This window comes from Roseobacter denitrificans OCh 114, from assembly GCF_000014045.1.
Lineage (GTDB): Bacteria > Pseudomonadota > Alphaproteobacteria > Rhodobacterales > Rhodobacteraceae > Roseobacter > Roseobacter denitrificans.
Window position 1 is genome coordinate 2,114,203 of sequence record NC_008209.1, and the last position, 19,444, is coordinate 2,133,646.

The window sequence follows — 19,444 nt, forward strand, 5'->3', positions numbered from 1 at the left end:
GGGGGGCGGGTTCAGACGCGCCCCCCTCTTATCTCAGGTAAGATTATTGCGACCCGCGGATCAACCCCAGCACAGATCCATGCCCTCTTTGGTGTCGATGCTGTCCACACCGTCCACGGGCTGGTCCGTCACCAAGGCAACGCCTGTGTCAAAGAACCCTTTGCCTTCAGTGGCTTCGGGCTTGCTGCCGTCTTTGGCCCAATTCGCAATCGCCTCGATACCCTTGGAGGCCATCAGCAGCGGATATTGCTGGGAGGTCGCGCCGATCACGCCGTCCGCCACATTCTGCACGCCGGGGCAGCCGCCATCGACCGAAACGATCAAGACGTCGTTTTCACGGCCAATGGATTTCAACGCTTCATAGGCACCCGCTGCCGCCGGTTCGTTGATCGTATAGACCACGTTGATCATCGGGTCCTTGGCCAGCAGGTTTTCCATGGCGCGACGCCCGCCTTCCTCGTTTCCGGCGGTCACGTCATGGCCAACAATACGCGGGTCGTCCTCGTCACCCCAACGGTTGGGGTCTTTGACGTCGATCCCGAAGCCGGTCATGAAGCCCTGATCGCGCAGAACCCCGACGGAGGGTTGGCTCACGGCCAGATCCAGCATGGCGATTTTCGCATTCGCTGCATCATCCCCCAAGGTTGCGGCCGCCCATTTGCCAATCAATTCACCAGCCAGAAAGTTATCCGTCGCAAAGGTCATATCGGCTGAGTCAATGGGTTCAAGCGGCGTATCCAGCGCGATCACCAGCAGTCCGGCGTCGCGGGCCTGCTGCACCGCAGGCACAATCGAGGACGTGTCTGAAGCTGTCAGCAGAATGCCATCCGCGCCATTCGCGATGCAGGTTTCGATTGCAGCGACCTGCGTTTCATGGTCGCCGTCGACCTTGCCTGCATAGGAGTTCAGCGTAATCCCCAGTTCTTCGGCCTTGGCGGCAGCGCCTTCGCGCATTTTGACAAAGAAGGGGTTCGTGTCTGTTTTTGTAATCAGGCACGCGGAAACGGAATCGTCCGCCACGGCGGTGCTTGCGGATGCAATCAGCGCCAATGCGGTGCCAGCGATAAGTCTTTTCATGTGATCCTCCCAAACCAATTTGTACACACGTTGTCTGACGTGCTTGAGGCCGGACGGTGCGCTAAATCGCGGCGCGAGTCAATTAATAAGTAAACTTGATTTATTAACTCCGCTCCGGCAGCTTGGAAGCGAATTTGCGAGGGAGCGGATGACCCAGTCACCTGTCATCAGGGCGTCGAATCGCGGGGCCAATCAGAAGGGGTTGCGCGCCTACAACGAGCGTTTGATTCTGTCGGTTCTGCACCGGAATGGGCAACTGCCGGGCAGTGAGATCGCCCGACAGACCAAGCTTTCGGCCCAAACCGTTTCGGTCATTTTGCGTAAACTGGAAAGCGACGGTCTCGTGACCAAGGGGCGGCCCTCCAAGGGGCGGGTGGGCAAGCCATCCATACCGATGGCCTTGAATCCCAAAGGGGCCATTTCGGTTGGGTGCAAACTGGGCCGCCGCGGTAGTGACGTGTTGCTGACCGACCTCAACGGGCTGATTTTGTTCAGAAAACATATCCAGTACGATCTTGCCTTGCCGCATGAGGTCTTCGCCTTTTTGCGCGCGGCTTTTTCCGAAGCAGTGGAACAGATTGGCCCGGAGCTTGCCAACAAGCTATGCGGCATCGGGATCGCCGCGCCCTTTGAAATCTGGAAATGGGGCGCATCGGACGGCAATACGCCTGAGGAATTTCTGTCGTGGAAAGATGTCTCTTTTGAACACGAGGTCGCAGGCTTCACCGATTTGCCGCTTTACATGGTGAATGATGCAACCAGCGCCTGCTGGGCCGAACAAATCTACGGACGTGGCAAGGCGTTGGACAATTTTGTCTACTTCTTTGTGTCCACGTTTATCGGCGGGGGCGTTGTTCTGGGCAATTCGGTTTATGAAGGCAAGCTGGGCAATGCGGGCGCGTTTGGGCCGCTTCGTGTCGGTGACAAGGCGGGGCGCACGCGGCAACTGCTGGATATTGCATCGCTGCATGTGCTCGAAACGCGGCTGGCACAATCGGGCCATGACCCCAAACAGCTTTGGTCGCAGCCTCAGGACTGGGACAAATTTTCAGCGCAGGTCACACCCTGGATAGATGAAACCGCCCATGCCATTGCGCAAGCCTGCATTTCCGCCTGTTCGGTCATTGATTTTGAAGCCGTCCTGATCGACGGATACATCCCGGACTGGGTGCGCAGCGCTTTGGTGGAGGCTGTCGCGGCTTACGTGGCCAAGGAAGACAGTCGCGGCCTCATTCTTCCGAATATTCTCGCCGGGCAGGTCGGCGCCGAGGCGCGCGGCATCGGTGCGGCATGCGTTCCCGTTTTCTCTCAGTATTTTCTGGTATCCAAACCGATGGCGTCAGATGGCCACTTTTGAGTGCATTGACTCTCGCCGTTAGCCTATTGCGGTAGTGATAGTGAAAAGAAGGCAATTCATTGTGAATTTTAAGAACTCATCCCCTAGTTGGGCACATTCTTAACACTTTCCCACCCGAATATTTTGACATATTAATAAGTGTTAACGTTATTTAAGGGGGAATTTTGGTGCCGTTTCAGCAGAACCGTTCGGAAAAAGCAAATGCAACTCTGGCTGCGCGTCCGACCCCTTTCATCTCACGGCTTTTTCCCCAACCGCAAAACCCTGTGAAAGGGTTGTTTCTTGGTTTGGCCGTTGGCGTGGCACTTGCGGTGAGCACTGTGCCTGTCGCCGCTGCCGGAAATGTTGGCAGCGCGTTTCTTGTGGCGCAAAAGCCGGCAAAGGCACCGTCCGGGTTTATCGGGCTGTGTGCGCGCTACGATTGGGTTTGTTCTGCAACAAAAGCGCGCGGCAACGTAACCGCCGAGCATATTTCATTGGCAAAAACCATCAATCGAACGGTCAACCGCCAGGTCAAGGAAATCGAGGATCTGCGCCAATATGGCAAGGAAGAGCACTGGGCGCTGCCCTCTGCGCGCGGCGGAGACTGCGAAGATCTCGTGTTGTTGAAAAAGAAAATGCTGGTGGAGCGTGGTGTTCCTTCGGACGCACTTTTGATCGCCACCGTTCTGGACCGCAAACTCAACAGTCACGCGGTTCTGGTTATGCGCACAAAGGCGGGTGATCTCGTGCTCGACAATCTGACAAACAAGATCAAGCCATGGAAAGAAACGGGCTACACGTTCCTGAAGCTTCAAAACCCCAAGTCGCTGAACCGGTGGGATGCCGTGCTGGCCGGCGGTGTCATTTCTGACCGGCCTACTGCGTCGCGCTGACAGTAGTTTTGCCATCGTGTGACGAAAAAAGCGCAGACAATCGAACGTTTGTCTGCGCCTTCCGGAGTTGTGATAGCGTCGTGCGGTTTTTTAAAGGTGCGACTTACCCGGGCAATGAGCTTCCATCGCCACCCTGGCTCGAGCTGTCTGATGATCCAGTGTTCTCTCCGCCGGAGTTATCACGTTGACCGAGTGCGTCTCGCGTTGATGACAAGCTAGCGGTCGGGCGGTCGGTCAAAGACAGTGCGCTTTCCGGGCATGCTTCGAACATACGGCGCAGGATATCGTCGTAATCGGCGCGATTGGTAATGCGCATCACCACGTTTTGAGGGATGTTCTCCCAGTTGCACATATCCCATTTGTTCGTCTGCTCAGCGCTGGCAGACGCCATGGAGGCGAGCAGGAAGACGGAAGACAAAACGGCAGCTTTTGAGTAAACAGAGATTCTCATTTTAATTACCTTTCGGATCGGATTGGGTTGCGGGGTGGTTGGCGCCTACAAAGTGTCGGTCAGTCCAAAGCCCCGTTGAGAGGAAGTATGAAGGCGAATTCGTCAGGTCTGCGGATCTACGGTGAAAGTCCTTGACTGAGCAGACGGGTTTCAAAGATTACCAAGGTTTTCACGCCGTTTTTCGTTTGAAGCGTCGGGCCAAGAGAACGCTGCCGAGGCCTGACAGCATCAACCAGATGCCTGCTGGCAAAGGAACGGCTGCGATGGATGCATAGACGCCGATGGTTGAGCTTCCGCCTTCGCGGTTGACCCATAGACCTGTTGACTGATCGTACGTGCTGCCAGAGGCCTGACCGTTGTGAAGGAAGCCTGTTCTGGTACCGGGCGTGCCCGCATCGTCAAGACGGAAGAAGATATCCATCACCTTTAACCCGCCATCCAACGCCACAGGAAGATTCAGGTCTGAAGTGTCAATGTAAAAGCCGCTGATCTCGTCAGGATTGTCGCCGGTTCTTTCGTTCCTGTTGGTGTTGACCGAACCGTCGATCGAATTGTAGGTGTTGAACCCGACTTGCAGCGATTGTGACACACCGCCGCTGGCCGTGTCGAAGTCGATGTCCAAGGACAGCACGCTGCTCCATCTCCGCCCGGCGAACCAGTTGGAGTGATTTACCCATGAAATCGACCCCAGCAGGACATCGCCTGGCCCGGAAAACGTATGGTTAAATGACTGACCGTGCACGGAAAGCACGCTGGAGTTTGACTTGTTCACATTTCTTGAGGTGGCATTCGGCGTACCCCAATACAAAGTATCGGTGTTCTGTCCCACTGTTCTCATCGGCGTCGTGTTCGAGCCGCGCGGGTCGGATATCGAGCCGCTAAAATCTCCGGAAATTGTGCTTGCGACAGACGAAGTCGCGCTCAGAACCGCTGCACAAGCGGCAAACATCACATACCGTACCATATTCAACTCTTTTAAACTATTTACAACTCGACTCACTTAGCCTCCCTGTTCTAGCACTTCAACCCGCCAAATTACGACGATTTTGAACTATGTTGATTAATTGTTCGTTTAGAGAGCGTTATCCGATTGGAAACCCGTCGATCGTTTTGGTGTGAGAAACGATCACCCGCTTTCGCCGTGTTACCCGCCTGAAATGACCGGAATAGACGGCATCCGTTGACCAAAATCTGCCTGAGTGCAGCCGCTCTCTGAAACTGATATGCCCCGGCGCAGGGCGAATAGTCATGGCAGACGTGGGTTTCGGACTGGTTTCAGGCGACCTGACGCGTTCGATCTTACTCTCTTGTTTCCATCTCTTGGTGCAGCAACTGATTAAGGCGGTACTGCATGCTGCGGGACTTGGACTGGTCTTGCCGATTGATGTACATCCGCGTGTCAGGCGTATGGGCCGCAACGACCATTGATGGCACGCATTTGGCAGGTATGCCAACCCGCGCATGGACCCCGGCAGCAAGTTCTGCGGTTTTTGACCAGCGAGCAGGAAAACCGACCCACCCGTCAGCCTGCCTGCTTCCTTCGTGTTTGCGCATGTTTTCCTTTGATCAGGAAATCTGTCGTTTTCTGCGCACTTACCGGTTTGCTGTACAGATACCCCTGTACCTCGTCGCAATTCTGTTTGCGCAGAAAGGTTTCATGCGCGTGCTTTTCCACACCCTCGGCGATGACTTCAAAACCGAGGCTATGGCACAGGCGTATCAGACCGCTTGTCAGCCGCGTGTTGGCCGGATTCTTGTGAAGATCGGTAATGAACCGCTGGTCGACTTTGACCCGGTCCAGCGGGAATTGCATCAAAGAACTCAGAGATGCAAAGCCGGTTCCGAAGTCATCAAAGGCAATCGTAACGCCCAAGTCGCGTATGGCTTCAAGCACTGAGGTGATTTTCTCCACGTTGCCAAGCGCGACGCGCTCGGTGACCTCAACCTCGATCAAAGCGGGTGCTGTGCCATGCCGGGTCATTGCGTCATTCAGGACCTTCGGCAGGTTGTCCCCGTAAAGCTGGCTGGCCGATACATTGATCCCGACCCGCACTGGCGTGCCCAAATCCTGCCAGATCCGCGCTTGTTTGCAGGCAAGGTCGATCACTTGCTGGCCTGCGGGAATGTCATATGCAGATGTTTCAAGTGCGTTCAGAAACTGATTGGGAAACAATAACCCGCGTTCCGGATGGTTCCACCGCAGCAGGCTCTCGACACCGACGACAGTATCGTTTGAAAGACGTATCTGCGGCTGAAAATGCAGCTCGAATTCGTTATTCTGCAATGCGCGCTCGAATTGTGCGGTGAGCGTTATGCGGCTGTCATTCTCTTTGCGCATGCTCGGTTCATAAACGACATGCCGACTGCGGCCTTGCATCTTGGCCGTTCGCAATGCGAGGTCCGCGTCGACCATGATCCTGTCGCATTCAAATTCGCGCGTTCCAACCAGTTTTATCCCGATCGAAAGCTCGACATGCAGATTGTGCCCGTCAATTTCGAAAGGCTGTTTCATCGCCTGCAAGATGCAATCGGCTGAACGCACCGTATCTTTGTTCTTGCCTTCTATCATCAAAGCGAACTCATCCCCGCCAAGGCGCGCGGCGAGCGATGTTTTCAGCGAACAATTCACAATACGCTTGGCGATTTCGATCAGCAGGCGATCACCGACGGCATGCCCGAGCGCGTCATTTATGTCCTTGAACCGATCCACGTCGAACAGCAAAATGCCCGTCGGGGGTATCTCATCCGCGTTGAGACGCTCGCGCAGGGCCGCGTTCCAACAGCGGCGGTTGGCAAGGCCCGTCAGCGGGTCCGAATTGGCCAACCTTTCCGCCTCAAGTCTCGATTGCTCTTGTTCGGTGACATTCTGCGTCGCGCCTCGGTAGCCAAGAAATGCACCGTCCTTGTCGAAAACCGGTCGTCCGCTTACCGAAAAATACATGAGTTTGCCGTCAAACTCCTTGGCATAGCGCAAATCTCGAAAGGGCTTGCGAGCTTCCAGAAGTTTCAGGTGAGAACGCCAGGGCTCGCGCGTCGTATCCACCTTCAGGATGTCCCATCTTTTATGGCCCACCATGCTTTCCAGCCCTGAGTCCCAGGGGTTGGCGCTGGCCGACATGCCGGGCATTGTTTCGGAAGACAAACGGGTAAACCGATGCTCGACATCTGTTTCCCAGAAAATATCGAGTGATGCGGTTGTGAAATCCTCCAGTTTGCTTTTCGCCTCCAAACTCGCCTGATGGCTGGCGCGCCCTTCCATCAGGTCGACAACAAGAACCGCCAGTTTCGCAAGGAGTGCGCGGTCTTCGGACCCAAAGTCCAGATGTGGAACCCCATCAACCAGACATAATGTCCCCACAACAAAACCGTCGGCGGTGCGCAGTGGCGCACCCGCATAAAAACGAATGCCGTCTGGTCCCCTGACAAGTTCGTTATTTGCAAAGCGGGCGTCCTTGGTCGCATCAGGAATGACCATCACATCGTTCTGGCGCACGGCGTAGGTGCAAAAGGAGACATCAAGGTTTGTCTCGCATAATTCCAAGCCAACCTTGGCCTTGAACCACTGTCGGTTGAGATCGATCAAGGAGACGAGAACAATAGGAACCGAAAAAACACGCGAGGCAATTTCAACAATATGATCGAAGGCTGCTTCGGGTGCGCTGTCGAGAATGCGAAACCGCTGCAGCGCCGACACATTTGCGAGATGAAGTGATTGATCGGGGTCGCGGTGGATCGGGACAGTGTTCTGTTGTGTCATGCGCAATGCCTCCATGCCGCCAGAATGCAGGCAGTACGCCTTGCCGGAAAAATCACCGGGAACACTATGCGATGTGCCGTGCTGATCTGTGAGCTCATGCGTTTCCCCTCTGCTCCAGCGCATAAGGTGCCCATCAAAGCTCTAATTTTTTCTGAAATTCCTTTTGCAACAATGCATTGGATTTTGCGCATTTACATCAAATCGGTCGCATTTGAGCGCGGGTGTCGTGCTCAATTCCTTGTTGGTAACAGGGGCGGTGCTCAGTGACGCAAGCCCTTGGGTTTACGGCAATCCTGCCTCAGATGCTCCGTCATCCGGGGCGGGCAGGTCAGTGCAATCAGCGTTTGCGCGCGCGTCTCGCGGCATAGCGCCGGTCGCGTTCGGCCTTGCGCTCCGCTTCGAGCGCTGCGAATTCTTCAAGCTCTTTTTCTGCCGCCTTGGCCTGTTCAGCCGCCAGTGCCGCGGCGCGTTCTGCCGACTGTGCGGCATCGCGTTCGGCATCTGCCGCCTGTTGCGCCGAAAGGGCCTCTTGCGCCTTGCGCAGTTCTTCCGCTTCGGCCTTGCGTTCTGCCGCGCGGGCGAGCGCTCGTTCGTCCCTCTCTGCCCGCTTTGCCAACCGGTCAGGATCGCTTGCGGCTGCCTTGAACCGCTCCAGCAGGTCCTTTTTCGCTTCGGATGCATTTTTCAAGCGTCCGTCAAAGCGATCGCGATTGGAATTCTTCATAGTGTGTCAGCTCACCTTCTTGCAGTGCAGGGGGTATTTGCGTTGCCACAGGTAACGTAGCACCCGATCTGGTGCCAGTTATCGCAGGGTTGTGTTTCTGGCAATAGGCAAGCGCGTGGCGGTCTGTTTTACCCCGTGGCGTATGCGATGAATCATTCCGCCAGATGGCAGGCCACGCGGGATTGATTCAGGTGCCGCATGGCCGGGCGCTCTGTTTTGCAGATGTCGGTTGCAAGCGGGCAGCGCGGATGAAAGGCGCATCCGGTTGGCGGGTTGATGGGGTCGGGTATCTCTCCCTCGGGCAGGGTGGCCTCGCGACCGATGGCGGTCATGCTGGGCGCGGCGTCGAGCAGCATTTGCGTATAGGGGTGTTTGGGGGTGGCAAACAGATCCTCAGGGCTGGCTTCTTCAACAAGACGACCGAGGTAAAGCACACCGATGCGATCCGCCATATGCTGCACAACCGTCAGATCATGGCTGATCAGCACATAGGTCAGGCCGAAGTTATCCTTGAGATCGCTCATCAGGTTCAGAACCTGCGCCTGAACGGAGACATCAAGTGCCGATGTCGGCTCATCGCAGACGATCAGTTTGGGTTCGGATGACAGGGCGCGTGCAATACATATGCGCTGGCGCTGACCTCCCGAAAACTCATGGGGGAATTTGCCCGCATCCAGAGCGGACAGCCCCACCTGCTCCAGCAGCTTCTCCGCCAGACCGTCCGCGTTACCGCCCCGCGCCACAACCGGTTCCACGATGATGTCGCGCACCCGCCAGCGCGGGTTGAGCGAGGCGAAAGGGTCCTGGAAAATCATCTGGATGTCAGAGCGGATCGCATCAATCTTGCCCGCGTCCGTTTCCCGGACAAGGTTGACGCCGTTGATTTCGACGGTCCCGGAGGTGGGGGTCAAAAGCCCGACCAGCATGCGCCCGATGGTGGACTTGCCGGAGCCGCTTTCGCCGACAAGCGCATAGGTGCTGCGTGCCGCGACTTCGAAATCCACCTCCGAGACGGCCGTCAGCAGGGATTTCGGGCGCCGTTCCAGCACGCGGTTCAACCAGGGCTTTGAGACGTCAAAGACACGGGTGAGGGATTTGACGGAAATCAGGGACATCAGGAAACCTTTTGTGCGGCCATCGGGAACCAGCAGGCGGCAACACCGTCGGTGATCTGCGGGCTTGGGGCCGCGCGGCATTTGTCTTGCGCCTGCGCGCAGCGTGGATGAAACGGACAGCCCTCGGGGACTTTGTTCAACCGGGGCATCGCACCTTCGATTTGATGCAGCCGCGCCTTGCCCTGTGAGGCGAGCGGGGTCGAGGCCATCAGGCCAAAGGTGTAAGGATGGCGCGGGGCGGTCAGGACATCGCGCACGCTGCCCAGTTCCGCAAGCCGGCCCGCATACATGACGGCGACGCGGTCGGCGGCTTCGGCAATCACGCCCATGTCATGGGTGATCAGCATCACCGCCGTGCCACGTTCACGGCAGAGCCGCTTGAGCAAGGCGATGATCTGCGCCTGCACGGAGACATCGAGCGCGGTCGTCGGCTCATCCGCGATGATCAGGGACGGTTCGGCGCATAGGGCGAGGGCGATCACGACGCGCTGGCGCATACCACCGCTGAATTCATGCGGATAGCTGTCGATGCGTTCGGCGGCGCCGGGGATGCCGACCTCTTCGAGGGCCGCAACCGCGCGCTTGTGTGCTTCGCTGCGGCTCACATCAAGGTGGGTCAATATGGTTTCGGTCAGCTGATCGCCGATGCTGAGCAGGGGGTTCAAAGAGGTGAGGGGGTCCTGAAACACCATGCCGATCTGCTTGCCGCGCAACCGGCGCATCTCTTCGCCTTCAAGACCATCAATCCGGGTGCCATTCAGCCAGATCTCACCTGCTGCCACATGTGCAGGTGGCGTCAGCAGACCAATCACGGCATTGCCCGCCATGGATTTGCCCGCACCACTTTCGCCCACAACACCAAGGATTTCGCCCGCACGGATGTCATAGCTGACACCGTCCACCGGTTTGACCGTGCCGCTGCGGTTGGGGATTTCGACCGACAGCCCGCGGATTGACAAGACAGCATCCGACATCAGCGCAGCCTCGGGTTGAGCGCATCGCGCAGCCAGTCGCCCAGCAGATTGACACTGAGCGCGAGTGCCAGAAGCGTGATCGCCGGGAACAGCAAAATCCACCACTCGCCCGAGAAGAGGAACCCTTGCCCGATGCGGATCAAGGTGCCCAGCGAGGGTTGGGTGGGCGGCGCGCCGACGCCCAGAAAGCTCAGCGTGGCCTCGGCGATGATCGCTAGCGCCAGCGTGATCGTGGCGATCACCAGAACGGGCGAGAGCACATTGGGCAGGATGTGCCGCAGCATGATGGCAAAGGGCGTGCGCCCAATCAGGCGCGCCGCCTCAACGTATTCCTTGCGCTTTTCGACCATCGTAGCTCCGCGCACGACGCGGGCAAACTGCACCCACTCCCCCAGCCCAATGGCGAGGATCAGCACCCATATGGCCATCTGGTCGCGGTATTCGACCGGCGTGATCCCCTTGGCGATCCCGAAAATCAGCATGGCCACGAGGATGGAGGGGAAGGTCAGCTGCACATCCGCCGTGCGCATGATGATGGTTTCCGTCCACCCACCCACATATCCCGATATCAACCCCAGCGTGATGCCCAGCACCATCGCGAGCAGTACGGCGGACACCCCGACAAAAAGCGACACGCGCATCCCGTAAAGGATGGTCGAAAACACATCCCGCCCCTGATCATCGGTGCCCAGTAAAAAGCTCTCCCCGGTGAAGGCGTTCGGGGTCATCGGCGCGGTGAAACCATTCATCAGGTTGAGGGATGACGGATCAAACGGGTTGGTCGGGGCAATCAGCGGTGCAAAGACAGCCGAGAGCACAAGGAGCCCGAATACGATTGAAGAGACCACGGCGACAGGCGATTTCCTGAACATGTAGAAAACGTCGCTGTCGAGAAAAACCCGCAAGCGCGATTGCTCTGCCGCCTTTACTGGCAAATCCGTCATCAGTGCCCTCCCGCACGGTCAACCCGCAGGCGCGGGTCGATAAAGAAATAAAGGATATCCACGATCAGGTTGATGGCCACGAACATGACCGAAATCAGCATGAGGTACGCGGCCATGACGGGGATATCGACAAATTGCACAGCGTTGATGAAGAGCAAACCGACGCCCGGCCATTGGAACACCGTTTCGGTAATGATGGCAAAGGCGATGATCGCGCCAAGCTGCAGGCCGATCACGGTGATCACCGGCACCATCGTATTTTTAAGCGCATGGCGGAAATGGATCGCCCGGTCGCGCAGGCCCCGCGCGCGGGCAAAGCGGATGTAGTCCTGGCGCAGCACCTCCAGCATCTCGGATCGTACCAGCCGCATGATCAGCGTCATCTGATAAAGACCCAGCGTGATCGAGGGCAGGATCAGCGCCTTGAGGCCGGAACTGGTGAGCAGCCCCGTGGACCAATTGCCGATCTGCACGACCTCGCCGCGCCCGAAACTGGGCAGCCAGCCGAGTTCAACAGAAAAGATATAGATCAGCAGGATCCCGATCAGGAACGTCGGCAGGGACACACCGATCAGAGAGGCGGACATGATGAAATTGGCCGTGAACCCGTTGCGCCGGATCGCCGTGAACACTCCAAATGCGATGCCAAAGGCAATGGCAAGGATGCCCGACACGGCGGCCAGCTCCAGCGTGGCGGGCGCACGTTCGAGCAGGATTTCCGCCACGGGCCGTCCCTGACGATAGCTGACACCAAAATTCCCCTGCACCGCCTCCTGCAGGAACCTGTAATATTGAACGGGAAAGGACTGATCGAGCCCCAACTGCTCACGCAGCCGTTCGATATCCATCGCCGTGCGTTCCTGTCCGAGCATGTTGTCAATCGGATCGCCGATAAAGCGAAACATGGAAAACGCCGTCAGCCCCACGATCAGCAGGACAAGCGCGGATTGCAGGACACGCCGGATGATAAAGGCAAGCATGATGGTGACTATCCCCGTTGCCGCAGGGCCTGAACGCCCCGCAGATGTTCCTAGTTAAGGCTAACCCAGCGCAGAATAAAGAAGTTGTCGGGCCGTTGCACCAGATCAATATGCGCACGGGTTCCCCACACGAGCGGCTGCACATAAAGCGGCACATAGGCCGTGTCCCGCTGCAGGATCTGCGCCACCTCATCCAGCATCGCCTGACGCGCAGGCTCGTCAATTTCCGACTGGATCATTGGCAGCAATTCATCGACGCGTGCATTGGAGTAGCCGCCGAAATTCCAGCTGCCCAGCCGCTTTTCCGCATTCGGGGTCGCGGCCAGAAAGCGGATCGGGTGTTCAGCATCAAAGGTGCCGGGCGACCAGCCCAGCAGGTACATGTCGTAATTGTCCGCGCGCAATTCAGGCCAATAGGTCTGCACCGGCATGGCATCGAGCGTGGCGCGCATGCCCACCTGTGACAGCATGGCCGTGATCGCCTGACAGACCGCTTCATCATTGAGGTAGCGGTCATTGGGGCATTTGAACCCGAATGAAAACCCATCCGGATATCCTGCTTCGGCCAACAGGGCGCGCGCGGCATCGGGGTCATAGGGGGGCTGCCCGGCCAGCGCATCGGAATAGCCGCGCATGGCGGGGCTGACCAATTGGTTCACCGCTTCGGCGTTGCCGCGCATCGTTGTTTGCAGGATCGCGGGCACGTTGATGGCATGGGCTACGGCGCGGCGCACGCGCGGGTCGGTGAAGGGATTGGCGTCCGGTGTTTCCGCAGAATACTTCAATGCTTCTGCCTCATGGGGAAAGCCCAACATGATCACACGCGCCTCGATGCCCTGTATCACCCTGATATTGGCGTCCTGCTGCAAGCGCGCGACATCCTGCACCGGCACCGGGTTGATGAAATCGACTTCCCCCGAAAGCAAAGCCGCGATGGCGGTGGCGGGGTTCTGGATGGGCGTAAACTCTGCCCGGGTGATGTTATGGGTCGCCGCGCCCCACCAGCCTGCGTGCGGTTCAAGCACGGTGCGCAGCCCGGGTTCACGGCTGGTGATCGCAAAGGCCCCGGTGCCATTGGCGTGCAGCGTGGCATGGTTGCCGCGTTCCTTGTCCGGGCGGGTGGCATCGTTTGCCACAGCCCAGTCGCTGTCCATGATCATCCAGTTTGCGATACTGTCGGGAAAGATCGGATTGGGCGCGGTGGTCATGAAATCGACCGTGAAATCATCGACGAGGATCACCTCCGAGACCGGCGCGAACCAACTGCTGGTGTCCGCCGCATCGCTGGCGGCGCGCTCATAGGAAAACAGCACGTCCTGTGCGGTGAATTCAGCGCCATCGTGAAAGGTCACATCGCGGCGCAGGTTGAAACGCCAGCCCGCGCCCTCGCCAATCGCTTCCCAGCTTGTGGCGAGGGCGGGCTCGATGGCCATGTCCGGGCCGCGCCGTACAAGACCTTCGTAGACGTTGTTGAGAAACCCCAGAACCGGTGCGGAATTGACCGCATGGGGGTCCATGGTTTGCGGATCCGTCGTGCTGGACCATGTGAATTCTGTTGCCTGCGTGACAGGTGCCAGAACGGCAAAGAGGGCGGCAAAGCTGAAATTACGTAACATTCTATCCCTGAACCGGGCCAAAGCGGTGGCCTGTGCTGACGCATGAAAACAGCGGTGCGCCCAAGGGCAGGGCGCACCGCGTCTCGTTTAGTTCATGGTGAAGTATTTCACCTTCGGCTGATCTTCGGGATCCACTTCGATGCCGACTTTTTCCGCCATACCCCAGTTCAGCACCTGATGGTGGATTGGGATGTAGAGTTGCTCATCCTGAACGACCCGCCAGATTTTGGCGATATCGGCGTTGCGCGCTTCCAGATCGGTGTTGGAGGCCAGCGATTTGATCATCGCGTCGAGGTCGGCATCACCAAATCCGGTGCCATTCCACGTGCCGATGTCAGATTCGCGGCTGTGGACGAGGAAGTTGAAGATGTACTCGGAATCGTACGTCGGCACGCCCCAGCCCAACATGTAGAAGTCAGTCTTGCCATCGGTGATCAGCGGGAAATGCTGCGCCTTCGGTTTGGCATCAAGGTTCACCGTGACGCCGATCTGACCCAACATGCCGACCGCCGCCTGACAGATGCCTTCGTCATTGACATACCGATCGTTCGGGCAATCCAGCCGGATCGAGAACCCATCGGCATATCCGGCCTCAGCCATCAGCGCCTTGGCCCCTTCGATATCCGTTGTGGATTCCGCATCCATCTCGGCCGTCCAGCCGTTCACGAAGGGGGGGGCGATCATGCCGGCAGGCTGGCTCTGCCCGCGCATCACGACCTGACGGATCGCATCGCGGTTGATCGCCATCGACATGGCCTTGCGCACGCGCACATCGGCCAACGGGTTCGCACCGTCGACGTTATCCGCTTCGATGTCATCCGCGCCCTGGTTCATCCCAAAGAAGATGACCCGGTTTTGCGGCGCTTGTTTGACCACCAGCCCATCCACGTCATTCACGCGCACGAGGTCCTGCACGGGCATGTCCTGCAGGAAATCAATTTCACCCGAAAGCATCGCAGCCACGCGGGTCGCTGCATTTTGGATCGGCGTATAGATGATTTCGCTCACTTCCATCGGGAACTGATCCCGACCCCAATAGGCTTCATTGCGCGTCATCACCGTTTTCACGTCCGGCTCGCGGCTGGTCAGCACGTAGGGCCCGGTGCCGTTGACGTTGGTGGTCGCAAAAGTGATCTCGCCACCCTCGAAATCCTGCACATTGACGGTGTCGTTTGCCTCGGTCCAATCCTTGTCCATGATGAACAGGTTGGTCAGGTTCGACGGCAAGATCGGGTTTGGCCCATCGGTCACGATCTCGACGGTGAAATCGTCAACGGCACGCACTTCGGTGATTGAGCCGATCAACTCCTTCATGTCGGAATTTGGCTGCTTGGCACGCTCAAAGCTGAACACCACGTCCTCGGCCGTAAAGGCCGCGCCATCGTGAAAACTCACGCCTTCGCGCAGGTTGAACACCCAGACATTCGGATCATCCGCCTTGGGTGCCCAGTCCGTGGCCAAAGCTGGCTCAAACGCGCCGGTGACGTCGCGGATGATCAGCGGCTCGTACATCTGGTGGCGGATCGTGTGGGTCGGCCCTTCGTTCTGGGCGTGCGGATCAAGCGTCAGCGCATCGCCGGAGCGCGCCCACCGCAGTGTCTCTGCGCTCAGTGGTGCGGCAGTGGTCAGCAGCAAGGCGCCGATCATGGTTGCTATTGTCGGTTTCATTCAGAATCCCCGTGGTTGTTATTTTTGCGCTGCAACCTTGGGCTATTTTTTGTCAATGGCAAGAGCCTGACGGGAAATCCGGCCCCTAATTCAATCCCCATGTCGGGTGACGTGGCTTCCCGCACTTGTTTTTCATGTACGTCCGCATCAGCAGACACCCGCGCTCGAACGATGTGCCGCTGACGCATGGAACCTGATCGGGTGATGTCACCGCCGTCTGGGATCAAGCGATCTTGACCGTTTTCAGACGGTTTTAGCGGTTCATCTAAACCTTCAGCCGGGCTGCGTCGTGTGAGAAAGCCGATGTATGCTTTTGGATGAAATTCGTCGCAGTAACTCATTGTGACGTTGGCAATACGCGCGCGCGGGACACTGTTCTGAGTTGCTGACGAGATGCAACGCGCTTTGTCCTTGCTCTTACGATCAGCGCTTACCACAGGCGCTGGGCGATCCGAATGAGCAATGCCCACACCTATGTCCATCACTTGCAAATCAATTGCCGGATGCGTGGTCTCCAACTGTCGCTGGCGTGCGAAATTGAAGGCGCAACAAGCAGGATTGAGACGCAGATCCCCGCTTGTGCTCGATCCATTCAATTCGTCCGATTTTCTGGCCCTTAGGGTCTTGCACTAATCGGATTTTGCGATTACACGCCTCCGCACCAGCGTTGGGGATAACCGGTTCATCGCAAGATTATTGCAAACCCGGTTCTCCGATTAACGCCTGACGCATGAAAAACAAGTTTTGTCCAAGCGTCTGCCCCTATAGCTCAGCTGGTAGAGCAACTGATTTGTAATCAGTAGGTCCGCGGTTCGAGTCCGTGTGGGGGCACCATTTACCTACATTACAAAGTCCAGTGACATCCATTTAAGCCTTGTATATAAGAGCTTTTATGAGATTTATTGTCCAGCCACGTTTTCTGCCGTCCGATACAATACCCCCAGAAAAGGGGCAATATTGGGGGTATCGGCAGAACACAAAAATCACGATACCCCCAAAATGCCTTTAAGCGACGCCAAGATTCGAAACCTCAAAGCGCGCGACAAGCAATACAAAGTCGCTGATTTCGACAGCCTGTATGTGCTGGTCAAACCGAACGGCTCGAAGCTTTGGCAGATGAAGTACCGCTTGGATGGACGCGAAAAAACGCTCTCCATCGGCGCTTACCCGGCTGTGTCGTTGCAGCAAGCCAGAAAGTCGCGGGATGCAGCCCGTTCGATGATTGCCAATGGTGAAGACCCTTCCGAAGAGAAGCAGGAACAAAAGAGACTGAAGCGCGAGGCCAGTGGACAGACCTTCGAGAAAATTGGCGGCATGTTTCTTGATAAGCAGCGCAAGGAGGGAAAGTCCAAGGCTACGCTCGACAAGACCGCATATCATCTGAAGCTCGCGAACCACGACTTTGGCAAGAAGCCCATAACGGCGATAACTGCACCAATGATCCTGCGCACGCTGCGCAAGGTCGAAGCGAAGGGCAACTATGAGACGGCGCATCGCCTTCGGGCGCGGATCGGGTCTGTGTTCCGTTATGCGGTTGCAAGTGGCCTCGCAGAAACCGATCCGACCTATGCTTTGCGCGATGCGCTCATCCGTCCGACCCGGCAGCATCGTGCTGCAATCACGGACCCAACAGCATTCGGCGCTTTGCTGCGCGAAATTGATGTCTTCGATGGCCAAGTGACAACTCGCATCGCGCTTCAGCTTTTGGCCCTACTCGCCCAGCGCCCCGGAGAGTTGCGGCACGCCAAATGGAGCGAGTTCGATGAGGCGGACAAAGTGTGGGCAATTCCGGCTGGCAAAATGAAAATGCGCCGCGATCACTTTGTACCTCTCGCAGATCAAGCGATTACGTTGCTGAACGAGCTTCGCCCTCTGACCGGCGAAAGCGAGTACCTTTTCCCTTCCCTTCGGTCATGGCACCGGCCAATGAGCGAAAACACTATGAACGCGGCACTTCGGCGTATGGGATACTCCGGCGATGAAATGACCGCCCACGGTTTCCGCGCCACGTTTTCCACGCTGGCCAATGAAAGCGGTCTCTGGAACCCAGACGCAATTGAACGAGCATTGGCGCATGAAGAACGCAACGAAGTGCGCAGAGCCTATGCGCGCGGGGCACACTGGGAAGAGCGCGTGAAATTATCCGACTGGTGGGCTGGAAGACTGGACGATTTCCGTTCAAGCTGAACCGACTCATTTCGGGAGTAACAGCTTGAAGTTAAATGAATCGTCACGCGGATTAGCCTTTCAAAATCTATTGAAGCAAAAGCTTGGATGGCTATTTGAATGGGAATTGCCCACTATTGTTGAAACCGTGGGTCCCCATGATCCGTCCAAATTCGCAGACTTCGACGAAAAACGCTTGGCACTGGTCAAGCGCGTACAGGATTATCTTGCCGACCTGTCGGATGAGGTAGTTGACAAACTCTCCGATCCGGAAACTCCCAGCGACGACGACGATAAGTCAAATTGGTTGCGACACGAACGCGAAGCCATTCGCCAGATGCAAAAGTTCAACCCGCCTTGGTACGCAGGTGGCTTTGGGCACGAGAACTATAGGGCGGATTTCGAATACTGGGCGCAGATGTCGTCCTTCACGAACCACGAGGCGCTCCTTCTATCATTAGGCGTTGAACCCAAGCACTTCCGCGAAGAAGAAGTCATGAACATGCAATCGCAGCTTGAAAGAGGTGACACACTTTGGCTGCCGCTGGTGTACCTATTGAGACGCCGTGAACAAATTGAGCGTCAGTTTCGGTCTTACGGGCGCGGACACAAGATCGACCCAAAAGAATTCTTCGAATGGGCGCATTATGTGCAGCTCGACATGCATCCAGAATTTCACTCGCATTTCGTTTCAACGGGAAAGGCACAGGCGACGCCCAATGCAAATGAAACCGACGAAAACTTGGACCCGCGCGTCAGATCATCAATGCTCAAAATCATAGCAACGATGGCCGTTGCTGGATACACTTACAATCCAAGAGACAAGAAGAGTGATGTTACATCAGATATCGTAAACGACGCCAGCAAATTAGGAATCAGTCTTACTGATGATACGGTCCGAAAGTACCTGAAACTCAGCACGAAGATGATTTCGAAAGACTGGAAGCCAAACAACTCCTAATCGGTTTCCGATTAGTTTGGCTTTATTTAATGAAATCAATGCTTAAGATTGTTCCGTTTGGGCAAAAGGCTAATCCGATACTTATCCCGGAATTTCAGACAGGTTCTCCTCGAACTTAATCAAACGAGGATGAAGCAGTATGGATTTTCCAGCATTCCCCAAGACCGGACTTGTTCGCCTTTCCCAGATTTTAGCGCCCGCCGGGCCTATACCGGTTTCCAAGTCTGCATGGTGGCAAGGCGTAAAGGATGGTCGCTTTCCCCAGCCTCAAAAACTTGGTCCCCGCACAACGGTTTGGAAGGTTGAAGACATCCGCGCACTTTTTGAAGGTGACGCTGATGGCTAAGTATCCGAACCCCATGTTGGTGAAAGCATCCCGCACCTATGACGTGATCGAAGCAGCCAATGCGCTTGGACGGACGCCCGCAACCATCCGGCACTGGATCAAGGATGGGTTAGAGATCATGGCGTCGCGCAAACCGTATCTGATCCTTGGTCAAGCGATCCGCGATTACATCAAGGCAAAATCGGCGTCACGGAAAAGACCACTCGCGCCAGACGAAATCTACTGCCTGTCTTGCAAAGCCGGACGCACACCGCTCGCTATGTCAGTCACCTTGAGTGCACAAACCAGTAAAACCAGCAGGATCAACGGCCTTTGCGGGACCTGCGGCGCACCAATGTCGCGGATCATATCCGCTAAGGACGAACCTCTTTTCTTCCAAGTGTTCGGGTTCAAAAGAAAACGCGCCAGAAGAGACTAATAGATACCGGCTCTT

The 19,444-nt window shown here is 56.8% G+C and carries 18 protein-coding genes and 1 tRNA gene; 7 read left to right on the top strand and 12 right to left on the bottom strand.

Annotated elements, in window-relative coordinates; all coding sequences use genetic code 11:
• Positions 1-60 precede the first annotated feature (60 nt).
• Complete coding sequence (locus RD1_RS10220) at positions 61-1,077, bottom strand: sugar ABC transporter substrate-binding protein (RefSeq protein WP_011568422.1); 1,017 nt, start codon at positions 1,075-1,077, stop codon at positions 61-63.
• 148 nt (positions 1,078-1,225) lie between these two features.
• On the opposite strand from RD1_RS10220, the gene RD1_RS10225 reads away from it, so the two are divergent.
• Both RD1_RS10225 and RD1_RS10230 read left to right on the top strand, forming a co-directional pair.
• The gene (locus RD1_RS10225; protein WP_011568423.1) at positions 1,226-2,434 is read left to right on the top strand and encodes an ROK family transcriptional regulator; all 1,209 of its coding nucleotides are present in this window, start codon (positions 1,226-1,228) and stop codon (positions 2,432-2,434) included.
• 266 nt (positions 2,435-2,700) lie between these two features.
• Positions 2,701-3,309, top strand: coding sequence for a transglutaminase-like cysteine peptidase (locus tag RD1_RS10230; protein WP_245897249.1), 609 nt, complete (start codon positions 2,701-2,703; stop codon positions 3,307-3,309).
• 103 nt (positions 3,310-3,412) lie between these two features.
• On the opposite strand, the gene RD1_RS20670 is transcribed toward RD1_RS10230, so the two are convergent.
• The 11 genes from RD1_RS20670 to RD1_RS20950 all read right to left on the bottom strand — a co-directional run bounded on the left by RD1_RS20670 (position 3,413) and on the right by RD1_RS20950 (position 16,056).
• Entirely contained in the window at positions 3,413-3,760 is a 348-nt protein-coding gene (locus tag RD1_RS20670; protein ID WP_011568425.1) for a hypothetical protein, read from the bottom strand.
• Between the two features lie 169 nt (positions 3,761-3,929).
• Positions 3,930-4,724: a VPLPA-CTERM sorting domain-containing protein gene (locus RD1_RS10235; RefSeq protein ID WP_146120760.1), complete on the bottom strand. Its 795-nt coding sequence runs from the start codon at positions 4,722-4,724 to the stop codon at positions 3,930-3,932.
• A gap of 558 nt (positions 4,725-5,282) precedes the next feature.
• A complete protein-coding gene (locus RD1_RS10240; RefSeq protein ID WP_105880351.1) occupies positions 5,283-7,517 on the bottom strand; it encodes a putative bifunctional diguanylate cyclase/phosphodiesterase in 2,235 nt (744 codons plus the stop codon).
• A gap of 337 nt (positions 7,518-7,854) precedes the next feature.
• Entirely contained in the window at positions 7,855-8,241 is a 387-nt protein-coding gene (locus RD1_RS10245) for a DUF6481 family protein (protein WP_011568429.1), read from the bottom strand.
• A gap of 152 nt (positions 8,242-8,393) precedes the next feature.
• The gene (locus RD1_RS10250; protein ID WP_011568430.1) at positions 8,394-9,356 is read right to left on the bottom strand and encodes an ABC transporter ATP-binding protein; all 963 of its coding nucleotides are present in this window, start codon (positions 9,354-9,356) and stop codon (positions 8,394-8,396) included.
• Positions 9,356-10,330: an ABC transporter ATP-binding protein gene (locus tag RD1_RS10255; protein ID WP_011568431.1), complete on the bottom strand. Its 975-nt coding sequence runs from the start codon at positions 10,328-10,330 to the stop codon at positions 9,356-9,358. Before RD1_RS10255 ends, RD1_RS10250 begins: the two co-directional genes overlap by 1 nt.
• Positions 10,330-11,274, bottom strand: a complete 945-nt coding sequence (locus RD1_RS10260) for an ABC transporter permease (protein WP_011568432.1) — start codon at positions 11,272-11,274, stop codon at positions 10,330-10,332. The genes RD1_RS10255 and RD1_RS10260 overlap by 1 nt, the downstream gene beginning before the upstream one ends.
• Positions 11,274-12,254: an ABC transporter permease gene (locus tag RD1_RS10265; protein ID WP_011568433.1), complete on the bottom strand. Its 981-nt coding sequence runs from the start codon at positions 12,252-12,254 to the stop codon at positions 11,274-11,276. The genes RD1_RS10260 and RD1_RS10265 overlap by 1 nt, the downstream gene beginning before the upstream one ends.
• Positions 12,255-12,304: 50 nt before the next feature.
• On the bottom strand, positions 12,305-13,870 hold the full coding sequence (locus tag RD1_RS10270) for an ABC transporter substrate-binding protein (RefSeq protein WP_011568434.1): 1,566 nt from the start codon (positions 13,868-13,870) through the stop codon (positions 12,305-12,307).
• Between the two features lie 87 nt (positions 13,871-13,957).
• Positions 13,958-15,538, bottom strand: coding sequence for an ABC transporter substrate-binding protein (locus RD1_RS10275; RefSeq protein ID WP_011568435.1), 1,581 nt, complete (start codon positions 15,536-15,538; stop codon positions 13,958-13,960).
• Complete coding sequence (locus tag RD1_RS20950) at positions 15,535-16,056, bottom strand: hypothetical protein (protein ID WP_143090247.1); 522 nt, start codon at positions 16,054-16,056, stop codon at positions 15,535-15,537. The genes RD1_RS10275 and RD1_RS20950 overlap by 4 nt, the downstream gene beginning before the upstream one ends.
• Positions 16,057-16,296: 240 nt before the next feature.
• Here RD1_RS20950 and RD1_RS10280 point away from each other — a divergent pair.
• The 5 genes from RD1_RS10280 to RD1_RS10295 all read left to right on the top strand — a co-directional run bounded on the left by RD1_RS10280 (position 16,297) and on the right by RD1_RS10295 (position 19,429).
• Positions 16,297-16,372 (top strand) — tRNA-Thr (locus tag RD1_RS10280).
• A 123-nt stretch (positions 16,373-16,495) separates the two neighbouring features.
• Positions 16,496-17,725, top strand: a complete 1,230-nt coding sequence (locus RD1_RS10285) for a tyrosine-type recombinase/integrase (protein ID WP_011568436.1) — start codon at positions 16,496-16,498, stop codon at positions 17,723-17,725.
• 25 nt (positions 17,726-17,750) lie between these two features.
• Positions 17,751-18,665, top strand: a complete 915-nt coding sequence (locus tag RD1_RS10290; protein WP_011568437.1) for a hypothetical protein — start codon at positions 17,751-17,753, stop codon at positions 18,663-18,665.
• A 139-nt stretch (positions 18,666-18,804) separates the two neighbouring features.
• Positions 18,805-19,011: a helix-turn-helix transcriptional regulator gene (locus RD1_RS20675; RefSeq protein ID WP_074958647.1), complete on the top strand. Its 207-nt coding sequence runs from the start codon at positions 18,805-18,807 to the stop codon at positions 19,009-19,011.
• Complete coding sequence (locus RD1_RS10295) at positions 18,914-19,429, top strand: helix-turn-helix domain-containing protein (protein ID WP_011568438.1); 516 nt, start codon at positions 18,914-18,916, stop codon at positions 19,427-19,429. The genes RD1_RS20675 and RD1_RS10295 overlap by 98 nt, the downstream gene beginning before the upstream one ends.
• Positions 19,430-19,444: the final 15 nt, after the last annotated feature.

What these genes read in the sequence shown, in the direction of transcription:
- RD1_RS10220 (WP_011568422.1), bottom strand. Translation starts at nt 1,077, where the DNA reads ATGAAAAGACTTATCGCTGGCACCGCATTGGCGCTGATTGCATCCGCA.
- RD1_RS10225 (WP_011568423.1), top strand. Translation starts at nt 1,226, where the DNA reads ATGACCCAGTCACCTGTCATCAGGGCGTCGAATCGCGGGGCCAATCAG.
- RD1_RS20670 (WP_011568425.1), bottom strand. Translation starts at nt 3,760, where the DNA reads ATGAGAATCTCTGTTTACTCAAAAGCTGCCGTTTTGTCTTCCGTCTTC.
- RD1_RS10235 (WP_146120760.1), bottom strand. Translation starts at nt 4,724, where the DNA reads ATGGTACGGTATGTGATGTTTGCCGCTTGTGCAGCGGTTCTGAGCGCG.
- RD1_RS10240 (WP_105880351.1), bottom strand. Translation starts at nt 7,517, where the DNA reads ATGACACAACAGAACACTGTCCCGATCCACCGCGACCCCGATCAATCA.
- RD1_RS10245 (WP_011568429.1), bottom strand. Translation starts at nt 8,241, where the DNA reads ATGAAGAATTCCAATCGCGATCGCTTTGACGGACGCTTGAAAAATGCA.
- RD1_RS10250 (WP_011568430.1), bottom strand. Translation starts at nt 9,356, where the DNA reads ATGTCCCTGATTTCCGTCAAATCCCTCACCCGTGTCTTTGACGTCTCA.
- RD1_RS10255 (WP_011568431.1), bottom strand. Translation starts at nt 10,330, where the DNA reads ATGTCGGATGCTGTCTTGTCAATCCGCGGGCTGTCGGTCGAAATCCCC.
- RD1_RS10260 (WP_011568432.1), bottom strand. Translation starts at nt 11,274, where the DNA reads ATGACGGATTTGCCAGTAAAGGCGGCAGAGCAATCGCGCTTGCGGGTT.
- RD1_RS10265 (WP_011568433.1), bottom strand. Translation starts at nt 12,254, where the DNA reads ATGCTTGCCTTTATCATCCGGCGTGTCCTGCAATCCGCGCTTGTCCTG.
- RD1_RS10270 (WP_011568434.1), bottom strand. Translation starts at nt 13,870, where the DNA reads ATGTTACGTAATTTCAGCTTTGCCGCCCTCTTTGCCGTTCTGGCACCT.
- RD1_RS10275 (WP_011568435.1), bottom strand. Translation starts at nt 15,538, where the DNA reads ATGAAACCGACAATAGCAACCATGATCGGCGCCTTGCTGCTGACCACT.
- RD1_RS20675 (WP_074958647.1), top strand. Translation starts at nt 18,805, where the DNA reads ATGGATTTTCCAGCATTCCCCAAGACCGGACTTGTTCGCCTTTCCCAG.
- RD1_RS10295 (WP_011568438.1), top strand. Translation starts at nt 18,914, where the DNA reads ATGGTCGCTTTCCCCAGCCTCAAAAACTTGGTCCCCGCACAACGGTTT.